Raw genomic sequence first — 16,831 nt, forward strand, 5'->3', positions numbered from 1 at the left:
GGGTGCGTACTATTTCGGGCACGTCGACCCGGACCCGGAGAGGTTTCGTATGTTCCGCACCACCCGCGCGCCGGCGGCGTACGCCGCGCTTGCGGCTCTGGTGCTCGGCCTCCTGGTGTGCGGGGTGACGGGCCCGTCCTCCCCCGTGGTGCCGGTGACCGCCCCGCTCGTCGCGGTCGCGGCCGTACCCGGCTGCGACCCGGGCCACCCCGTCGAGGAAGGGGCCGCGGGTCCCGTCGTACCGCCGCGTGCGTACGGCTTCGCGGAGCTGCTGCCCGCGCTCGCCGCCGACCGGACGCCGTGCGGGGCCCGGGTGCCGGATCCGGGCGTCCGGGGCGTGTCGGCCGGGCGGGAGCCACCTGCGCGCGTACTCCTGTCTCCCGTGGAGCTGTCGGTCCTGAGGGTGTAGACGGACGGCCGTCCTCCGCCGTCCGTCCCGTCCTGCGTACCTCAGGAGCACTTCCGCATGTCCAAGTCCCAGTCCGGATCCAAGGCCGATTCCCGGTCCAGGTCCAAGTCCAAGCCGATCGTCATCGTCTCCGGCGTGGCGGTCGCCGCCGTCCTGCTCGGTGTCGTCTCGTACACCGCGACCAGGCCCACGTCCCCCGGCGCCGCCGGTTCCTCCGTCGTCGCCGAGGTCTCCGCCGACCCGTCCTCCGGCGTCTACGCCGAACTGGAGGCGTACGCCCGCCGCGACGCCTCCGACAAGCTCGCCCTCGGCCGGGCCGACGCGCCCGTCGTGCTCATCGAGTACGCCGACTTCAAGTGCGGCTACTGCGGGAAGTTCGCCCGGGACACCGAGCCGGTCCTGGTGAAGAAGTACGTCGACAACGGCACCCTGCGCATCGAGTGGCGGAACTTCCCGATCTTCGGCGAGGAGTCGGAGGCCGTCGCCCGCGCGTCCTGGGCGGCCGGGCAGCAGGGCCGGTTCTGGCAGTTCCACCGGGCGGCCTACGCGGAGGGCGCCAAGGAGAAGGGCTTCGGGAAGGACCGGATCGCCGCCCTCGCCGAGGAAGCGGGCGTGCCGGACGCGGCCCGGTTCGCGAAGGACGCCGACGGGGCGGCGGCCCGCGAGGCCGTCCGCGCCGACCAGGAGCAGGGGTACTCCCTCGGCGCCACCTCCACCCCGTCCTTCCTGATCAACGGCCGGCCGATCGCGGGCGCGCAGCCCCTGGAGACCTTCACGGAGACGATCGAGGCGGCGGCCGAGGCGGCCAGGGCGGCGAAGCCGACAGAGGCGGGCAAGGAGGCGAAGGCGCCCAAGGCGACGGACGCCCCCAAGGGGACGGACGCCCCCAAGGCGACGGACGCCCCCAAGGGGACGGACGCCCCCAAGGGGACGGACGCCCCCAAGGGGACGGACGCCCCCAAGGGGACGGACGCCCCCAAGGGGACGGACGCCCCCAAGGGGACGGACGCCCCCAAGGGGACGGACGCCCCCAAGGCGACGGACGCCCCCGAGAAGCCGGGCGCCGGGCAGTGACCTCCGGCATCGGCTACTTCGCCGCCTTCCTCGGCGGGCTGCTCGCCCTGCTCAGCCCGTGCAGCGCCCTGCTCCTGCCGGCCTTCTTCGCGTATTCGATCGACACGCGCGCGAAGCTGGTGGCCAGGACCGGCATCCTCTACGCGGGTCTGGCGACCACCCTCGTCCCGCTCGGCGCGGCCGGCTCCTTCGCGGGCCGCCTCTTCTACGGCCACCGGGACCTGCTCGTCACCGCCGGCGGCTGGCTGATCATCGGGCTCGGAGTGCTCCAGATCCTCGGTCTGGGCTTCGCCTCCCGGCGGATCGCCGAGGCGAGCGGCCGGATCCGGCCCACGTCGGCGCTCTCCGTCTACGCCCTCGGCCTGGTCTACGGCCTCGCGGGCTTCTGCGCGGGCCCGATCCTCGGCAGCGTCCTCACGGTGGCGGCGCTGAGCGGCAGCCCGGCGTACGGAGGACTGCTCCTCGCCGTGTACGCGCTCGGCATGGCCGTCCCGCTGTTCGTCCTGGCGCTGCTCTGGGAGCGGTACGACCTCGGCCGCCGGTCCTTGCTGCGCGGGCGGCCGCTCCGGGTGGGCCCCCTCACGCTCCACTCGACCTCGCTGCTCTCGGGCCTGTTCTTCGTGGCTCTCGGGACGCTCTTCCTGGTCTTCGACGGGACGACCGCGCTGCCGGGCCTGCTGTCGGTGGACGACTCGTTCGCGGTGGAGCAGCGGGTGGCCTCGCTCGGCCGGGCGGTCCCGGACTGGGCGCTGCTCGTCGCGGTGGTGGCCGTGGTGGCGCTGGTACTCGCGCTGCGGGCCAGGCGGGGGAGCCGTACGGGGGAGCGCGAGGAGGTGTGACGGTACGGGGAGGGGGCGCCGGCCTCTTCCCCGTACGGACCATTCCCGTCCTGGGAGGGGCCCGGGACGGGGGAGGGGCCCGGGAACAGTCCTGGGAACGACGAAGGCCCCGTTCTCTCGAACGGGGCCTTCTGTTTGTGGCTGGGGCCGGGGTCGAACCGGCGACCTATCGCTTTTCAGGCGATCGCTCGTACCAACTGAGCTACCCAGCCACGAAGCCGTTTCCAGCTTCAGCGACTCTGACGGGACTTGAACCCGCGACCTCCACCTTGACAGGGTGGCGAGCTAACCAACTGCTCCACAGAGCCAAGCTTGTGCGCGATCACTAGTCTCGCACACGGTAATGCGTGCCCCCAACGGGATTCGAACCCGTGCTACCGCCTTGAAAGGGCGGCGTCCTGGGCCACTAGACGATGAGGGCTAGGGGCTCACCTGGGCGCTTCGCAGCGCGTCGGGGACGTGAGAAGCATATGGGATGCCGGGCGCTATCGCCAAAACGGTTTCCGGCGGGGGGACAATGGGCGCGTGCTGGAGATGACGCGCGAGGAGTTCGAAGAGCTTGTCGCCGAGGCCCTGGACCGGATTCCGCCGGAGCTCACGCGGCTGATGGACAACGTCGCGGTGTTCGTGGAGGACGAGCCGGCCCCCGACGATCCCGAGCTGCTCGGGCTCTACGAGGGGACGCCGCTGACCGAGCGCGGTGAGTGGTACGCCGGTGTGCTGCCCGACCGCATCACGATCTACCGGGGGCCGACGCTGCGGATGTGCGAGTCGCGCGAGGACGTGGTCGCGGAGACCGAGATCACCGTGGTGCACGAGATCGCCCACCACTTCGGCATCGACGACGAACGGCTGCACGCGCTGGGCTACGGCTGAGCCGACTGCCGGCTCACGGGTCCGGTCGACGCCCGGGTCCGGTCGGCTTACGGGTCCTGCCGGCTCACGGGTCGGTCGACGCTCGGGCCCTTTCGGGCGTGTCCCTTGCGGCGCCAAGGGAGTTGGGCAGTGCAACGCGTTCCGTTCCTGCCTGTTGTGTCCTGGAGGTGCCCCCGTGCGCCATTTGCCCACCCGTGTCAGATGGGCCGCCACCGCGCTGGCCGTCGCGGCCTGCGCCGGCCTGAGCGGCTGTATGAGTGTGAGTGACGACGGGGCGAAGCCGGCGCCCGGCGCGTCCGGCGGGAAGCGGGGCGTGGCGACCGAGTCCGACGGCGGCGCCGCCGGGCTCCCGGGCGGTGCCGGCGGTTCGTGGAACGGCCGGCCGGACGCGGGCGGTCCCGAGGCGGCCGGCTCGGGTACGGAGTCCCCGGTGCCGAGCGGCTCTCCCTCGGGTACGGCCAAGCCCTCCCCGGGCGCGGTGCTGCCCGTGGAGGGTCCCGGCGGCCCCGGCGGCCCGGTGAAGCCGCAGCCGACGGGCGGCGGCCACGACGGCCCGGGCGGCGGCGCGGGCGGCTCCGCCGGGAACGGCGACGGCGGCAACGGCGGAGGCGGTGACGGGGGCGGCGGAAACGGCGGCGGGGCGAACGGCGGCGGGTCCGGAGGCCCGGGCGGCGGCGAGGTCACGCCGACGCCGGAGCCGACCTCGAATCCGACCCCCGAACCGACGCCCGAACCGACGTCGAATCCGACCCCCGAACCGACGCCGGAACCGACGTCGAATCCGACCGATCCGCCGGCGCCCGGAGCCGACACCCAGATGGGTGCGATGCGTGCGGCGGACGGGCCGGGCGCGCCCCCGGAGCCGGTGGCATCCCCGCAGGTCGGACCGGTGTGACGGAGTCCGATTTGCCATAGGTGGGGGAGGGTGCGTATGGTGGTAGATCGTTTGATCCCATTGCCCGGCGCCGACACAGAAGAGCGCCGTGTGGCGCGTACTCTCCCTAGCCGTGGCTGACCGCATTGAGGCGGTCGATTTGCGAATTCACGGAGTTGACGGGCGCGTGCCGAGACTCCGGAAGGTTTCGCATTTCGCATGTCCATTTTCAGTTCTGACCACGCCGTCATGCCCGAGAACGACGAGATCGTCGAGACCGCAGAGGTCACCGCGATCGTCGCGATCGACACCGACGACCTCGTCGACGCCGTAGAGGCGCTCGACATCGACACCGACTCGGACGACTCCGTCGAGGAGCCCGCCGAGCCCACCATCACCTTCGGCGACCTCGGTCTGCCGGACGGCGTCGTGCGCAAGCTCGCGCAGAACGGCGTCACCACCCCCTTCCCGATCCAGGCCGCGACCATCCCGGACGCCCTGGCCGGCAAGGACATCCTCGGCCGTGGCCGTACCGGCTCCGGCAAGACCCTCTCCTTCGGTCTGCCGCTCCTGGCCGGTCTGGCCGGTGGCCACACCGACAAGAAGAAGCCCCGCGGCATCATCCTCACGCCGACCCGTGAGCTCGCGATGCAGGTCGCGGACGCCCTCCAGCCCTACGGCGACGTGCTCGGCCTCAAGATGAAGGTCGTCTGCGGCGGTACCTCCATGGGCAACCAGATCTACGCCCTGGAGCGCGGCGTCGACGTCCTCGTCGCCACCCCCGGCCGTCTCCGCGACATCATCAACCGCGGCGCCTGCTCCCTGGAGAACGTGAAGATCGCGGTCCTCGACGAGGCCGACCAGATGGCCGACCTGGGCTTCCTGCCCGAGGTCACCGAGCTGCTCGACCAGATCCCCGGCGGCGGCCAGCGCATGCTCTTCTCCGCCACCATGGAGAACGAGATCGGCACCCTGGTCAAGCGCTACCTGACCGACCCCGTCACGCACGAGGTCGACAGCGCCCAGGGCAACGTCACGACCATGACCCACCACGTCCTCGTCGTGAAGCCGAAGGACAAGGCGCCGGTCACCGCCGCCATCGCCGCCCGCAAGGGCCGCACCATCATCTTCGTCCGCACCCAGCTGGGCGCCGACCGCATCGCCGAGCAGCTGTGCGACGCCGGTGTGAAGGCCGACGCGCTGCACGGTGGCATGACGCAGGGCGCCCGTACCCGCGTCCTGGAGGACTTCAAGAAGGGCTACGTCAACGCGCTCGTCGCGACCGACGTCGCCGCCCGAGGCATCCACGTCGACGGCATCGACCTGGTCCTCAACGTGGACCCGGCCGGCGACCACAAGGACTACCTGCACCGCTCGGGCCGTACCGCCCGTGCCGGCCGCTCCGGTGTCGTCGTCTCCCTGGCCCTGCCGCACCAGCGCCGTCAGATCTTCCGTCTGATGGAGGACGCGGGCGTCGACGCCTCGCGTCACATGGTCGGTGGCGCCGGCGCGTTCGACCCCGAGGTCGCCGAGATCACCGGCGCCCGTTCGCTGACCGAGGTCCAGGCCGACTCGGCGAACAACTCGGCCAAGCAGGCCGAGCGCGAGGTCGTCGACCTGACCAAGCAGCTGGAGCGCCTGCAGCGCCGCGCCGTCGAGCTCCGCGAGGAGGCCGACCGCCTGGTGGCCCGCGCCGCCCGTGAGCGTGGCGAGGACCCGGAGGCCGCTGTGGCCGAGGTGACCGAGGCCGCCGAGGCCGAGGTCGCGGCCGCCGCCGTGGAGGCCGAGCGTGCCGCCCGCGCCGAGGAGCAGCGCCGCGAGGAGCGTCCGGCCCGCGACGAGCGCGGCAACTTCGAGCGTCGTGACCGCGGTGGCGACCGCGGTGGCTTCAACCGTGACGACCGTGGCGGCGACCGCGGTGGTTTCCGTGGCGGTGACCGTGGTGGCGACCGTGGCGGTTTCCGTCGCGACAACGACCGTCCGTCCGGTGGCTTCCGTCGTGACGACCGTCCCTCCGGTGGCTTCAACCGCGATGACCGTGGTGGCGACCGTGGTGGCTTCCGTCGCGACAACGACCGTCCGTCCGGTGGCTTCCGTCGTGACGACCGTCCCTCCGGTGGCTTCAACCGCGATGACCGTGGTGGCGACCGTGGTGGCTTCCGTCGCGACAACGACCGTCCGTCCGGTGGCTTCCGTCGTGACGACCGTCCCTCCGGTGGCTTCAACCGTGACGACCGTGGTGGCGACCGTGGCGGCTTCCGTCGCGACAACGACCGTCCGTCCGGCGGCTTCCGCTCGGGTGGCGGCGACCGCCCCTCCGGCGGTTTCAACCGTGACGACCGCGGCGGCCGTTCCTTCGAGCGCCGTGACGACCGTCCGGCCGGCGGCCACCGTGGCAGCGACCGTCCGTTCAACCGCGACCGTCGCGACGACCGCCCCGCCGGCGGCTTCCGCTCGGGCGGCGGCGACCGCCCGTACGGCCGTCGTGACGACCACCGCGGCACCGGCTCGACCGGCTCGACCGGTGGCTCCTTCGGCCGCCGCGACGACAAGCCGCGCTGGAAGCACAACGGCTGAGGTCGCCTGACCTGACAGCGAAGCAGGGCCCGTACGACACTTCGGTGATGTACGGGCCCTGCTCGTTGTTCCGGCGGCTGATCCGCGCCGTGTCGGATACCCGATCGGTTCGGGGGATCTCTCGGGCTATGCTGCACGGGTGTGCTTGTCCACGGGCCGTTAGCTCAATTGGCAGAGCAGCGGACTTTTAATCCGTTGGTTGTGGGTTCGAGTCCCACACGGCCTACGTGTGGCGGGCGGGGGTTTCGATCTCCGAACTGCCGAGAAGCGCCCCGCCCGGTTCCGACCGGGCGGGGCGCTTCCGTGTTCGGGGCGCGGTGTGCGGCACCGTGGGCGAATCTGGATCGTGGACGCTGAGCGTGGAGGTGGGGACCGTGACGGTGGACGGAGCCGGTGATCCGACGGGGCAGGCCCGGACCCTGGCCCGGTGGGCGCTCGCCGCGGCAGCGGCGACGGTGGTGCTCCTGCTGACGGGGCTCGGGGGCGGCGGGCTGCTGGTCCTCCTGAGCGCGCTCGTGGGGCTCGCCTGTTCGGCCGTGGGCATCTGGTGGTTCCTCGCCCACCGCGGGCCGCTGCGGGTGTCAGGCGCCCTGCTCGCCGTCGCCGCGCCCCTCGCCGTCCTCGTCCTGTACGTCGTCTGGGGTCTCTGGCTGACCGCGCTCACCGCCATCGCGCTGTGGAGCGTGGCGCTGGTCTGCGCGCGGGCCGCCCTGCGGCAGATCCGGTCCATGGGGGGCGCGGCGGAACTCCCACGGGGTGAGCGGCGGCCCCGGCCGCAGCGGCCCGTGCTGATCATGAACCCGAAGTCCGGTGGCGGGAAGGTCGCCCGCTTCGGGCTCGTCGAACGCGCCCAGAAGCTGGGCGCCCGGGTCGTCCTCATCGACCCGTCCGTCGAGACCGATGTCGCCGCGCTCGCCCGGGAGGCCGTCGCCGGCGGCGCCGACCTGCTCGGGGTGGCCGGCGGCGACGGCACGCAGGCGCTGGTCGCCGCCGTGGCCGCCGAGCACGACCTGCCCTTCCTCGTCATCTCCGCCGGAACCCGCAACCACTTCGCCCTCGACCTGGGCCTCGACCGCGCCGATCCGGCCACCTGCCTCGACGCGCTCGTCGACGGCGAGGAATTCCGGGTCGACCTCGGCTCCGTCTCCGGGCGGGCCTTCGTCAACACCGTCTCCTTCGGCGTGTACGCCGATGTCGTCCAGCGTCCCGAGTACCGCGACGCGAAGGCGGGCACCGCCGTCGACGTCCTTCCCGACCTCCTCCAGGGCGGCGGGGGCGACCGCCTCGACGCGACCGCCGACGGCCTCAGGCTGCCCGCCCAGCAGGCGCTCCTCGTCAGCAACAACGCGTACGCGGCGCCCGATCCGTTCAGCGCCGCCGCCGCCCGGAGACCGAGGCTGGACGGAGGCGAGCTCGGCGTGATCGCCATCCGGGTCGACGGGGCCGCACAGGCCGCCGAGATGGCCGTACGGGGCACCCAGTCGACCGGGCTGAACGTCCTGACGGCCGCTCGGGTCGAGGTGACGGGGAAGGCGGCGGCCCCCGTCCCCGTTCCCGCCTCGGCCTTCGTCCCCGCGCCGGCCCCTGCCCCCGGCGCCCCCGGCACCATCGCCGTCGCCGTGGACGGTGAGGCGCTGATCCTCCCCACCCCCGTCGTCTGCACCCTCCGCCCCCGCGCCCTGCGGGTCCTCGTGCCGCGCCACCGGCCCGGCGTCATCGAGCCCCGGCCGCCCCTCGACTGGCGGCGCGTCACCGAAATCGCCTTCCAAACTTCCCCGAGGAGCAGCGGCACATGACCGGGACCACCACCACGAACCCCGTCCGGGCCGTCCTCAGGGACCTCCGGGCGATCGACGGGGCCGTGTACGCCGCCGTGGCCGCCACCCCCACGCCCACCCTCGACACGGGCTTCCGCAGGCTGTCGAACGCGGCGAACCACTCCAAGATCTCGTTCACCGTGGCGGCCGCGTTCGCCCTGGTCCCGGGCCGGCCGCGGCGGGCCGCCCTCGCCGGTATCGGGGCCGTGGCCGTCGCCTCGGCCTCGGCCAACCTGCTGGGCAAGCGCCTCGTCCGCAGGCCGCGGCCGGACCGGGAGGCGGCCCGGGTCGTGGTGGGCCGCCATGTGTCGATGCCGGACTCGGCCTCGTTCCCCTCCGGGCACACCGCGTCGGCGGTCGCCTTCGCGACCGCCGCGGGCGTGGTGTTCCCGCCGGCCGCCGTGCCCCTGCAGGTCCTGGCCATGGCCGTGGGCTACTCCCGCGTCCACACAGGGGTGCACTACCCGGGCGACGTCGCCGCGGGCGCGGTCCTCGGCATCGCGAGCGCCGCCGTCTCCCTGGCGGCCGGAGCCTCCTTGGCGGCCGCCAGGGGGAAGTGACCGGGCGTCAGAGCAGTCGGCCGCTTCCGTACGCCGTGGAGGCCGGGCCGCCTCCCAGTACGTCGTGAGGACCGGGTCCGCCGCTCAGTACGCCGCGCGGGCCAGGTCCTCCTCCGAGAAGTCGAGCGCGGCGAGACGCTCCGGGTCCGCCAGGATGTGCAGCTCGACGATCCGGTCGCCGACGATCGTGAACGCCATGAGCGCGCCGGGGCGTCCGTCGGTGACCGAGAGGACCGCGGGCGCGCCGTTGACGACCACCCGCAGTGCCGCCGTACGGAACTTGGCGTACGTGAGGGCCTGCGAGATGACGGCCTCGGCGCCCCGGACGACCTTGGAGACGGCCGCGAGGGTCCTGCCGCCGTCCGCGCGCAGCACCACGTCCGGGTCGAGGACGGCGAGGAGCCCTTCGAAGTCGCCGCCCTGCGAAGCGGCGAGGAAGGCGTCGGCGATCTCCCGCTGCCGGCGTGCGTCGGGTCCGGCGGCGGGGGTGGTGTCCTGCACGCGGCGGCGGGCGCGGCTGGCGAGCTGGCGGGTGGCGGCCGGGGTGCGGTCCACGATCCGCGCGATCTCGTCGAAGGAGACGGCGAACATGTCGTGCAGGACGAACGCGAGCCGCTCGGCCGGGGCCAGGGTCTCCAGGACGACGAGGAGCGCGAGGCCGACGGACTCGGTGACCTCGGCCGCGTGCTCCGGGTCGGTGGTGTCGGCGACCCGGACGATCGGGTCGGGGACGTAGTACTCCAGCGGGTCCTCGCGGCGCGAGCCGCGCGAGCGCAGCATGTCGAGGCAGACGCGGCCGACGACGGTGGTCAGCCAGCCGCTGAGGTTCTCCACCGCGCTGACGTCGCTGCGGCTGAGCTTGAACCAGGCCTCCTGGACGGCGTCCTCGGCCTCGCTGAGCGAGCCCAGCATCCGGTACGCCACTGCTCGCAGGTGGCCCCGGTCGGCCTCGAAGCGCCGGGCCAGCAGTTCTTTGTTGTCGCGGTCCTGGTCCACTCGTCGATCTCCCCGTTCGCGTACCGTCATGCCGTCATGACGGATGAAACCTCGCCGATGTGACACGGACGCGGAGCCGGACCGAAGCGTCACGGCAGGGGTCGATCAGTCCCGGCACGTGAGATCCACGCCGGCCCCCGTCGAACGCCCGGGATTCCCCGGCTGATGCTTCCGACCGCCGTGGATCCTCACTTCAGCGCGGTCGTCCTCGTCCGTAGATTGATCACCATGACGACGACAACGCCGCAGGTCAACCCCGTACTCCGCACTCCGCCGGCCTCTCCCGCCGCCGCTGCCGCGTACTTCTCCGCGAGCCTCGCCTTCCACGCCGATGTCTCCGATGTGGCCTCCGCGCTCGCCGCCGCGGCCGCCGACGGCACCGACCCGGGCTTCGTGGTGATCGACTCCCGCTCGACGGCCTCCTGGGACCAGGGGCACGTCCCCGGTGCGATCCACCTGCCGACCGCGCTCATCGCCGAGCAGGCCGAGCGGCTGCTCGACCGGTCCGTGCCGGTCGTCACGTACTGCTGGGGTCCCGGCTGCAACGGCGCCACGCGCGCCGCGCTGGCCCTCGCCGAGCGGGGTTTCCAGGTGAAGGAGATGCTCGGCGGCTTCGAGTACTGGGTGCGTGAGGGCTTCGCCTACGAGACCTGGGAGGGCCCCGCCGAGCAGGCCGCGGACCCCCTCACGGCGCCGGTCGACTCCGACGACTGCGGGTGCTGAGCAAACCGATTTCGTGATCGCCCCGGTCATGCCGTAGAGTCGTGTTTACCGACGCGGGGTGGAGCAGCTCGGTAGCTCGCTGGGCTCATAACCCAGAGGTCGCAGGTTCAAATCCTGTCCCCGCTACTCAGTAGCAACGAAGGCCCGGATCCAGTCACTGGATCCGGGCCTTCGTCGTGTCCGCCCTGCTTCGCTTGACCTTTACGCAACGTCAAGATTTAGCGTTCTCGGTATGGAGTGGTCGATCCAAGAGATCGCCAAGAAGGCCGGCACCACCAGCCGCACCCTCCGGCACTACGGAGAGCGCGGACTGCTGGAGCCGAGCCGGATCGGCGCGAACGGTTACCGGTACTACGACCAGGCGGCGCTCGTGCGGCTGCAGCGGATTCTGCTGCTGCGCGAGCTGGGGCTCTCGTTGCCCGCCATCGCCGAGGTCCTCGCGGGGCAGCGGGACACCTCCGCCGCCCTGCGGACCCATCTCGCCCTCCTGGAGCAGGAGCGCGAGCGCATCGGACGTCAGATCGCCTCGGTGCGGACCACTCTCCACAAGACCGAGAACGGAGAAGAGCTCATGGCCGACGAAGTGTTCGACGGTTTCGACCACACGGTGTACGAGCAGGAGGTCACCGAGCGCTGGGGCCGCGACGCCTACGAGAGCGGCGACCGCTGGTGGCGTTCGCTCGCCGCCGCGCAGAAGAAGACGTTCATGGACGAGCAGGCCGGCATCGCCCGCGACTTCGCGCGGGCGCTCAAGGACGGCCTCGCCGCCGACAGCGACGAGGTGCAGGCGATCGCGCGGCGCCAGGTCGCGTGGCTGTCCACCACCACGACCCCGAACAAGGAGTACGTGATCGGTCTCGGCCGCATGTACGTCGACGACCCGCGCTTCACCGCGAACTACGACAAGCACGGTGAGGGCACCGCCGTCCTCGTCCGGGACGCGATGGAGATCTACGCGGAGCGGAACCTGTAGCCCGCCCTTCCTCCGGGTGTGACCGAGCGCTTCACTCCGGCCAAGCGGCGTCGGGGAAGAGGGCTTCGTCGGTGTCGGTGTCGGGCATGAGGGTGGTCAGCATGTGCTGGGCGGTCTTGGCGGTCTCGATGGCGCGGGGCAGCATGACGCTTTCGTAGGCGTCGAGGGCCTCGTCGATGGTGGGATGGCCGATGACGGCTTGGGCGAGTTCGGCGCCGTCGAGCAGGGCGAGGTTGGCGCCGACGCCGATGGGCGGCATCAGGTGGGCCGCGTCGCCGAGCAGGGTGATGCCGGGGACGCGCTGCCACGTGTGGGGAACGGGAAGGACGAACATGGGCCGGTTGATGAAACCGCCCTCGTTGTCGCGCAGGATGTCCAGCAAGCTCTCGTCCCAGCCCTGGTACTGGGCGAGGAGGCGGGCGCGTACGGCTTCGGTGTCGGCGAGGTCGAGGCCGGCATGCCAGTCCTTGGGTCCGCGGAAGGTGATGTAGGCGCGGACGTGTCCGTTGCTGTTGCGCTGGAGCACCAGGCTGCGGCGGCCCGCCTTGGCCGACATGGTGCCGCGGCCGACCAGCTGGGCGATGCCGGGGTGACGGTGGTCGACGTCGTCGAAGTGGGCTTCCACCATGGTGACGCCGGCGTAGGAGGGTTGGGCGTCGGAGAGCGCGGGGCGTACCCGGGACCAGGCGCCGTCGGCGCCGATGACCAGGTCGAAGTCCTCGACGGTGCGGTCGTGGTGGTGCAGGCGGGCGGTGCCGTGGGGCAGCGGGGTGACGGCCCTTACGGAGTGGCCCCAGCGGACCGTGCGGGGGGCGAGGGAGTCCAGCAGGAGCGCGCGCAGCTGGCCGCGGTCGATTTCGGGGCTGCTCAGATCGTCCTCGTCGGCCTGGTCGTGGCGTATCAGGGTCGCGTGGCGATCGTGCAGGCGCCACTCCTGGCTCTCGGGCCGGGACAGGGCGAGGAACCGGTCGAACAGTCCGGCTGCGCGAAGGGCGACCTGGCCGGTGTCTTCGTGGATGTCGAGAGTGCCGCCCTGCGAGCGGGAGTCGGGGTCGGGTTCATGCTCGAAGACCGTGACCGGTACGCCGTGCTGCTGCAGGACGCGCGCGCAGACGAGGCCGCCTGGGCCGGCACCGACGATCGCGATGCGAGGGATGGTGGACATGAGGGTCACGCTCCGTTCTACGGATCAAGAGAGTGCAGGTGTCTTGCGGGCCTTCTTGGAATGGGGCGAGGTGGCCGGTGTGCAGCGCAGGTTCTCCTCCAGCGCCTTCCGACGGGCCGATTTCGGGCATGGCGGCATTCGTTCCGGTGCGGGAACGCGCCCCGGGTTCCGGCATCCGAGTGCCGGTCAGGCTCGCCGCCAACAAAAACACAGCCGCTGTAAAAGTACAACCGCTCCGACTTTCTATCCGAACGCCTTTGTGATCGAATCCCCTCAAGCGGGTAGGGTGAGGGCATGGCCGAGACGACGACAGGGCGCCGCGAGCGCAAGAAGGCCCAGACCAGGCAGGCGCTGGCGGATGCCGCACTGCGGCTGTTCACCGAGCGCGGCTTCGACAACGTCGGTGTACGCGAGGTGGCAGAGGCGGCCGACGTCTCACTGAGCACGCTCTTCAAGCACTTCTCCAGCAAGGAAGCCCTCGTCTTCGACCTGGACGCGGACATCGAGAGCGCCCTGGTCGCGGCCGTCCGCGACCGAGCCCCCGGGCAGTCCGTGCTGCACGCCCTGCGCGACTACCTCGTGTGCACCCGAACCGCTGTGCGGACCGACGACCCCACTTTCGTCCTCGTCGAATCCACCCCCGCGCTCCGGGATTACGCCCGGCGCATGTGGTCGCGCCACGAGGAGGCACTGGCCGCCACCCTCGCCGATGCCACCGGGCTTGCCCCGGATGTCCCCGCCATCACCGGCCTGGCACGCTTCGCCATGGAAGCCCCCGGCATCGCCCGCGCAAGCAAAGACCCGGCCCGGACCATGCGCGACCTGTTCGCCCTGCTGGAACACGGCTGGGCCACCACCCTTCTGGCGCGACAGGAAGACCGGCCCGGCCAGGACGGGTGACGGCGACCCGATGCCGCATCACGGCGCCCCCGGCAGCCCCTCGACGACTCGTTCGCTCCACCGCTGACGGTCGGGAATCGAGGCGCCAGGCTGCTCGACCAGAAGTCGTCCCTCTCGAAAAGTCGCACCTGCCCGCCAACCCGATTGCTCGGCCCCGCCCACGCAAGCGCTCACGCGCCGAGTGAAGGGCCCAGCCACACCGGGAGGGCAGGAAGGCAGGAGTAGTCGGAAGTAAACGGTGGCCAAAACCGTGCCCGCCTCTTTGCAGGCGCGCACTGCCCCACCGTAATGTCACGCGCACCATGAGTGACGAGCGTGTGAGCGACGTACGACGGCGGGCGCCCGCCGTCCTCGTCCTGCTCGCGCTCCTCGCCCTCCTCGTCAGCGTCTGCCACGGCTCGCACGGGCACGTGCTGCCGCCGCCGGGCTCCGCGACCGTCGTCTCCGCCCCCGCGCTGCCGCACGGCTGCGAGCGGTCCGGGGAGGCGTGGTCCTTCGACATCCACCTCCCCGCGCAGGCCGCCGCCGCGCCCCTCGCCGCGCCGGACGCCGGCGGAGCCGTACTCCTGCCGTACGCGGCGGACCTCCGCACCGATCCCCGCGCGCGCTGTGTCCGGGGCAGGGCGGGACCCGGCCCCGAGCCGGGCCGGCTGCTCATCGCCCTCGGAGTGGACCGGAACTGAACCGGGTCTCGCCCTCGCGTGACCAGGTCCCCTTCCGCGTACCACCCCAAGGACGTGTCCCACCCATGAACAACCTGCTGTCCGGCAGCCTGCTGCCCGTCGCCGAGCAGACCGTCGGCAACACACCCGTCCTCCGCACGGACGACGGCTACTGGGCCAAGCTCGAAGGCTTCAACTTCGGCGGTATCAAGGACCGCGCCGCCCTCTACATGGTCGAACAGGCCCGCCGGCGCGGTGAACTGCGGCCCGGCGCCCCGATCGTCGAGTCGACCTCCGGGACCCTCGGCCTGGGTCTCGCCCTCGCCGGAGTTCTCCACGGGCATCCCGTGCACGTCGTCACCGACCCCGGTCTGGAGCCGATCGTCGAAAGGATGCTCGTCGCCCACGGCGCCCGGGTCCATGTCGTACGGGAGCCGAGCCCGCAGGGCGGCTGGCAGCAGGCCCGGATGGACCGGGTCGCCGAGCTGCTCGTGAGCCTCGACGGGGCCTGGTGGCCCAACCAGTACGGGAACCCCGACAACCCCGACGCGTACGCGGGGCTCGCCGCCGAACTGTCCGGGCAGCTCGACCGGATCGACGTCCTCGTCTGCGCGGTCGGCACCGGCGGCCACTCGGCCGGGATCTCCCGGGCCCTGCGCGCCACCAGCAGCCCCGCGCTCGAACTCGTCGGCGTGGACTCCGTCGGCTCCACCGTCTTCGGCCTGCCCGCCGGGGAGCGGCTGATGCGCGGCCTCGGCTCCTCCATCCACCCGGGCAACGTGGACCACGACGCCTTCGACGAGATCCACTGGGTGGGTCCCGCGGAGGCGGTACGGGCGGCCCGCCGCCTGGCCTCGCGTCAGTTCGCCACGGGCGGCTGGAGCGTGGGCGCGGTCGCGCTGGTCGCCGGGTGGCTGGCCCGCACCCGGCCGCGCGGGACCCGCATCGCGGCCGTCTTCCCCGACGGGCCGCAGCGGTACTTCGACACCGTCTTCAACGACGAGTTCTGCGCGGCCCACGGTCTCCTCGACGGACCCGTACGGGAGGATCCGGCCGGGTACGAGGACGGCGCGCCCGTCGACGGCTGGACCCGCAAGGTCATGGAGCGGGCGGGGCGGGTCCGTTGAGCGCCACCACCGCGGCGGCTCCCCGGGGCGGGGTCTGGAAGCAGAGCCGCACCTTCGAACCGGCCGTCCGGCTCCTCTTCCTCAACCAGCTCACCATCAACCTCGGCTTCTACATGCTCATGCCGTACCTTGCCGCGCACCTCGCGGACGGGCTCGGGATGGCGGCCTGGGCCGTCGGGCTGGTGCTCGGCGCCCGGAACCTCTCCCAGCAGGGCATGTTCCTCGTCGGCGGGGCGCTCGCCGACCGGCTCGGCTTCAAGCCGCTCATCGTGGCGGGCTGCGCGCTGCGGACGGTCGGCTTCGGGGCGCTGGCGTTCGCGCAGTCGCTGCCGATGCTGATCGCCGCCTCGCTCGCGACCGGGCTCGCGGGGGCGCTCTTCAACCCCGCCGTCCGGGCCTGTCTCGCGGCGGAGGCGGGGGAGGAGCGCCGGGTCGAGGCCTTCGCCCTGTTCAACGTCTATTACCAGGCGGGCATCCTGCTCGGGCCGCTCGTCGGGGTGGCCCTGACGGGGGTGTCGTTCCGGCTGACGTGTGTGGTGGCGGCGGTGCTGTTCGCCGGGCTGACCCTCGTACAGCTCAGGTACATGCCCGTACGGGGTGGGACGCGGGCGCGGGACGGGGCGGAGCGGGGGCAGTTCCGTACGGTGCTCTCCCACCGCACCTTCTGGCTCTTCTCGCTCGCGATGACCGGCTCGTACGTGCTGTCCTTCCAGGTCTATCTGGCGCTGCCGCTCGCCGCCGGCGGTACGGGGCCCACGACGGCGCTCTTCGTCGTCTCCGCGCTGGTCGCGCTCGCCGCGCAGCTGCGGATCACCGCCTGGTGCAGGCGGCGGCTGAGCCGGGAGCGGTGTCTGGTCCTGGGGCTCGCCCTGATGGGCGGGGCCTTCCTGCTCCCGGCCGCCCTGGGCCGGGGCCTGGTGGGGCTGCTGCTGTGCGCGGCGGTCCTGGCCGTCGCGAACGCGGTGCTCTACCCGTACGAGATGGACACCGTCGTCGCCCTGTCCCGGGGGCGCTGGGTGGCCACCCACTACGGGCTCTACAACACCGTGTGCGGGATCGGGATCACCCTCGGGAATCTCGGGACGGGCGCGCTGCTCGACGTGACCGGGTGGTCGGCGGCGCCGTGGCTGGCGCTGTGCGCGGTGGGGCTCGTGTGTGCGGCGGCCATGGCTCTCCTGGCGAGGGGCGGGCGGCTGGCGGAGGGGGCGGGCACGGACTGAGCCGGCCACGGCCCCTCCACGCGCGCGTGGCCGGGTCCG

The 16,831-nt window shown here is 72.4% G+C and carries 15 protein-coding genes, 5 tRNA genes and 1 pseudogene; 16 read left to right on the forward strand and 5 right to left on the reverse strand.

Annotated features, from left to right (window positions below):
* The first annotated feature begins 49 nt into the window (after positions 1-49).
* The 3 genes and pseudogenes from OG462_RS23435 to OG462_RS23445 all read left to right on the forward strand — a co-directional run bounded on the left by OG462_RS23435 (position 50) and on the right by OG462_RS23445 (position 2,322).
* Positions 50-409: a hypothetical protein gene (locus OG462_RS23435; protein ID WP_406060412.1), complete on the forward strand. Its 360-nt coding sequence runs from the start codon at positions 50-52 to the stop codon at positions 407-409.
* Between the two features lie 57 nt (positions 410-466).
* Positions 467-1,246, forward strand: a pseudogene (locus tag OG462_RS23440) (DsbA family protein); the annotation flags it as partial.
* 233 nt (positions 1,247-1,479) lie between these two features.
* Positions 1,480-2,322, forward strand: a complete 843-nt coding sequence (locus tag OG462_RS23445; RefSeq protein ID WP_406060413.1) for a cytochrome c biogenesis CcdA family protein — start codon at positions 1,480-1,482, stop codon at positions 2,320-2,322.
* 138 nt (positions 2,323-2,460) lie between these two features.
* Here OG462_RS23445 and OG462_RS23450 read toward each other — a convergent pair.
* The 3 genes from OG462_RS23450 to OG462_RS23460 form a co-directional block, all read right to left on the reverse strand.
* Positions 2,461-2,534: transfer RNA gene (locus OG462_RS23450), tRNA-Phe, on the reverse strand.
* 22 nt (positions 2,535-2,556) lie between these two features.
* Positions 2,557-2,630, reverse strand: a tRNA-Asp gene (locus tag OG462_RS23455).
* A gap of 40 nt (positions 2,631-2,670) precedes the next feature.
* Positions 2,671-2,743, reverse strand: a tRNA-Glu gene (locus OG462_RS23460).
* 104 nt (positions 2,744-2,847) lie between these two features.
* Between OG462_RS23460 and OG462_RS23465 the strand changes: the two genes are divergently transcribed.
* The 6 genes from OG462_RS23465 to OG462_RS23490 all read left to right on the forward strand — a co-directional run bounded on the left by OG462_RS23465 (position 2,848) and on the right by OG462_RS23490 (position 9,026).
* Positions 2,848-3,198 (forward strand): metallopeptidase family protein, encoded by a 351-nt coding sequence (locus OG462_RS23465; RefSeq protein ID WP_033208941.1) that lies wholly within the window; start codon positions 2,848-2,850, stop codon positions 3,196-3,198.
* A 175-nt stretch (positions 3,199-3,373) separates the two neighbouring features.
* Positions 3,374-4,093, forward strand: a complete 720-nt coding sequence (locus OG462_RS23470; protein WP_406060415.1) for a hypothetical protein — start codon at positions 3,374-3,376, stop codon at positions 4,091-4,093.
* A 198-nt stretch (positions 4,094-4,291) separates the two neighbouring features.
* A complete protein-coding gene (locus OG462_RS23475) occupies positions 4,292-6,649 on the forward strand; it encodes a DEAD/DEAH box helicase (protein WP_406060416.1) in 2,358 nt (785 codons plus the stop codon).
* Between the two features lie 153 nt (positions 6,650-6,802).
* Positions 6,803-6,875 (forward strand) — tRNA-Lys (locus OG462_RS23480).
* Between the two features lie 154 nt (positions 6,876-7,029).
* Entirely contained in the window at positions 7,030-8,445 is a 1,416-nt protein-coding gene (locus tag OG462_RS23485; protein ID WP_406066676.1) for a diacylglycerol/lipid kinase family protein, read from the forward strand.
* Positions 8,442-9,026: a phosphatase PAP2 family protein gene (locus OG462_RS23490; RefSeq protein ID WP_406060418.1), complete on the forward strand. Its 585-nt coding sequence runs from the start codon at positions 8,442-8,444 to the stop codon at positions 9,024-9,026. The genes OG462_RS23485 and OG462_RS23490 overlap by 4 nt, the downstream gene beginning before the upstream one ends.
* Positions 9,027-9,110: 84 nt before the next feature.
* Here OG462_RS23490 and sigJ read toward each other — a convergent pair whose 3' ends face one another.
* Positions 9,111-10,052, reverse strand: a complete 942-nt coding sequence (sigJ, locus tag OG462_RS23495; protein WP_406060420.1) for an RNA polymerase sigma factor SigJ — start codon at positions 10,050-10,052, stop codon at positions 9,111-9,113.
* A gap of 198 nt (positions 10,053-10,250) precedes the next feature.
* Between sigJ and OG462_RS23500 the strand changes: the two genes are divergently transcribed.
* From OG462_RS23500 to OG462_RS23510, 3 genes are all read left to right on the forward strand, one after another.
* Entirely contained in the window at positions 10,251-10,745 is a 495-nt protein-coding gene (locus tag OG462_RS23500) for a rhodanese-like domain-containing protein (RefSeq protein WP_406060422.1), read from the forward strand.
* A 52-nt stretch (positions 10,746-10,797) separates the two neighbouring features.
* Positions 10,798-10,871: transfer RNA gene (locus OG462_RS23505), tRNA-Met, on the forward strand.
* Between the two features lie 106 nt (positions 10,872-10,977).
* Complete coding sequence (locus OG462_RS23510; RefSeq protein WP_406060424.1) at positions 10,978-11,718, forward strand: MerR family transcriptional regulator; 741 nt, start codon at positions 10,978-10,980, stop codon at positions 11,716-11,718.
* A 31-nt stretch (positions 11,719-11,749) separates the two neighbouring features.
* On the opposite strand, the gene OG462_RS23515 is transcribed toward OG462_RS23510, so the two are convergent.
* Positions 11,750-12,883, reverse strand: coding sequence for an FAD-dependent oxidoreductase (locus tag OG462_RS23515; protein ID WP_406060426.1), 1,134 nt, complete (start codon positions 12,881-12,883; stop codon positions 11,750-11,752).
* A 294-nt stretch (positions 12,884-13,177) separates the two neighbouring features.
* Here OG462_RS23515 and OG462_RS23520 point away from each other — a divergent pair, with 294 nt between their 5' ends.
* The 4 genes from OG462_RS23520 (at position 13,178) to OG462_RS23535 (ending at position 16,792) form a co-directional block, all read left to right on the forward strand.
* Complete coding sequence (locus tag OG462_RS23520) at positions 13,178-13,783, forward strand: TetR/AcrR family transcriptional regulator (RefSeq protein WP_406060427.1); 606 nt, start codon at positions 13,178-13,180, stop codon at positions 13,781-13,783.
* 302 nt (positions 13,784-14,085) lie between these two features.
* On the forward strand, positions 14,086-14,466 hold the full coding sequence (locus OG462_RS23525; RefSeq protein ID WP_406060429.1) for a hypothetical protein: 381 nt from the start codon (positions 14,086-14,088) through the stop codon (positions 14,464-14,466).
* A 65-nt stretch (positions 14,467-14,531) separates the two neighbouring features.
* Positions 14,532-15,572, forward strand: a complete 1,041-nt coding sequence (locus tag OG462_RS23530) for a PLP-dependent cysteine synthase family protein (RefSeq protein WP_406060431.1) — start codon at positions 14,532-14,534, stop codon at positions 15,570-15,572.
* Positions 15,569-16,792 carry an MFS transporter gene (locus tag OG462_RS23535; RefSeq protein ID WP_406060433.1) on the forward strand — a complete coding sequence of 408 codons (1,224 nt, stop codon included), beginning with the start codon at positions 15,569-15,571 and terminating at the stop codon, positions 16,790-16,792. The genes OG462_RS23530 and OG462_RS23535 overlap by 4 nt, the downstream gene beginning before the upstream one ends.
* Positions 16,793-16,831: the final 39 nt, after the last annotated feature.

It is taken from the genome of Streptomyces sp. NBC_01077 (assembly GCF_045162855.1).
In the GTDB taxonomy this organism is placed as follows: domain Bacteria; phylum Actinomycetota; class Actinomycetes; order Streptomycetales; family Streptomycetaceae; genus Streptomyces.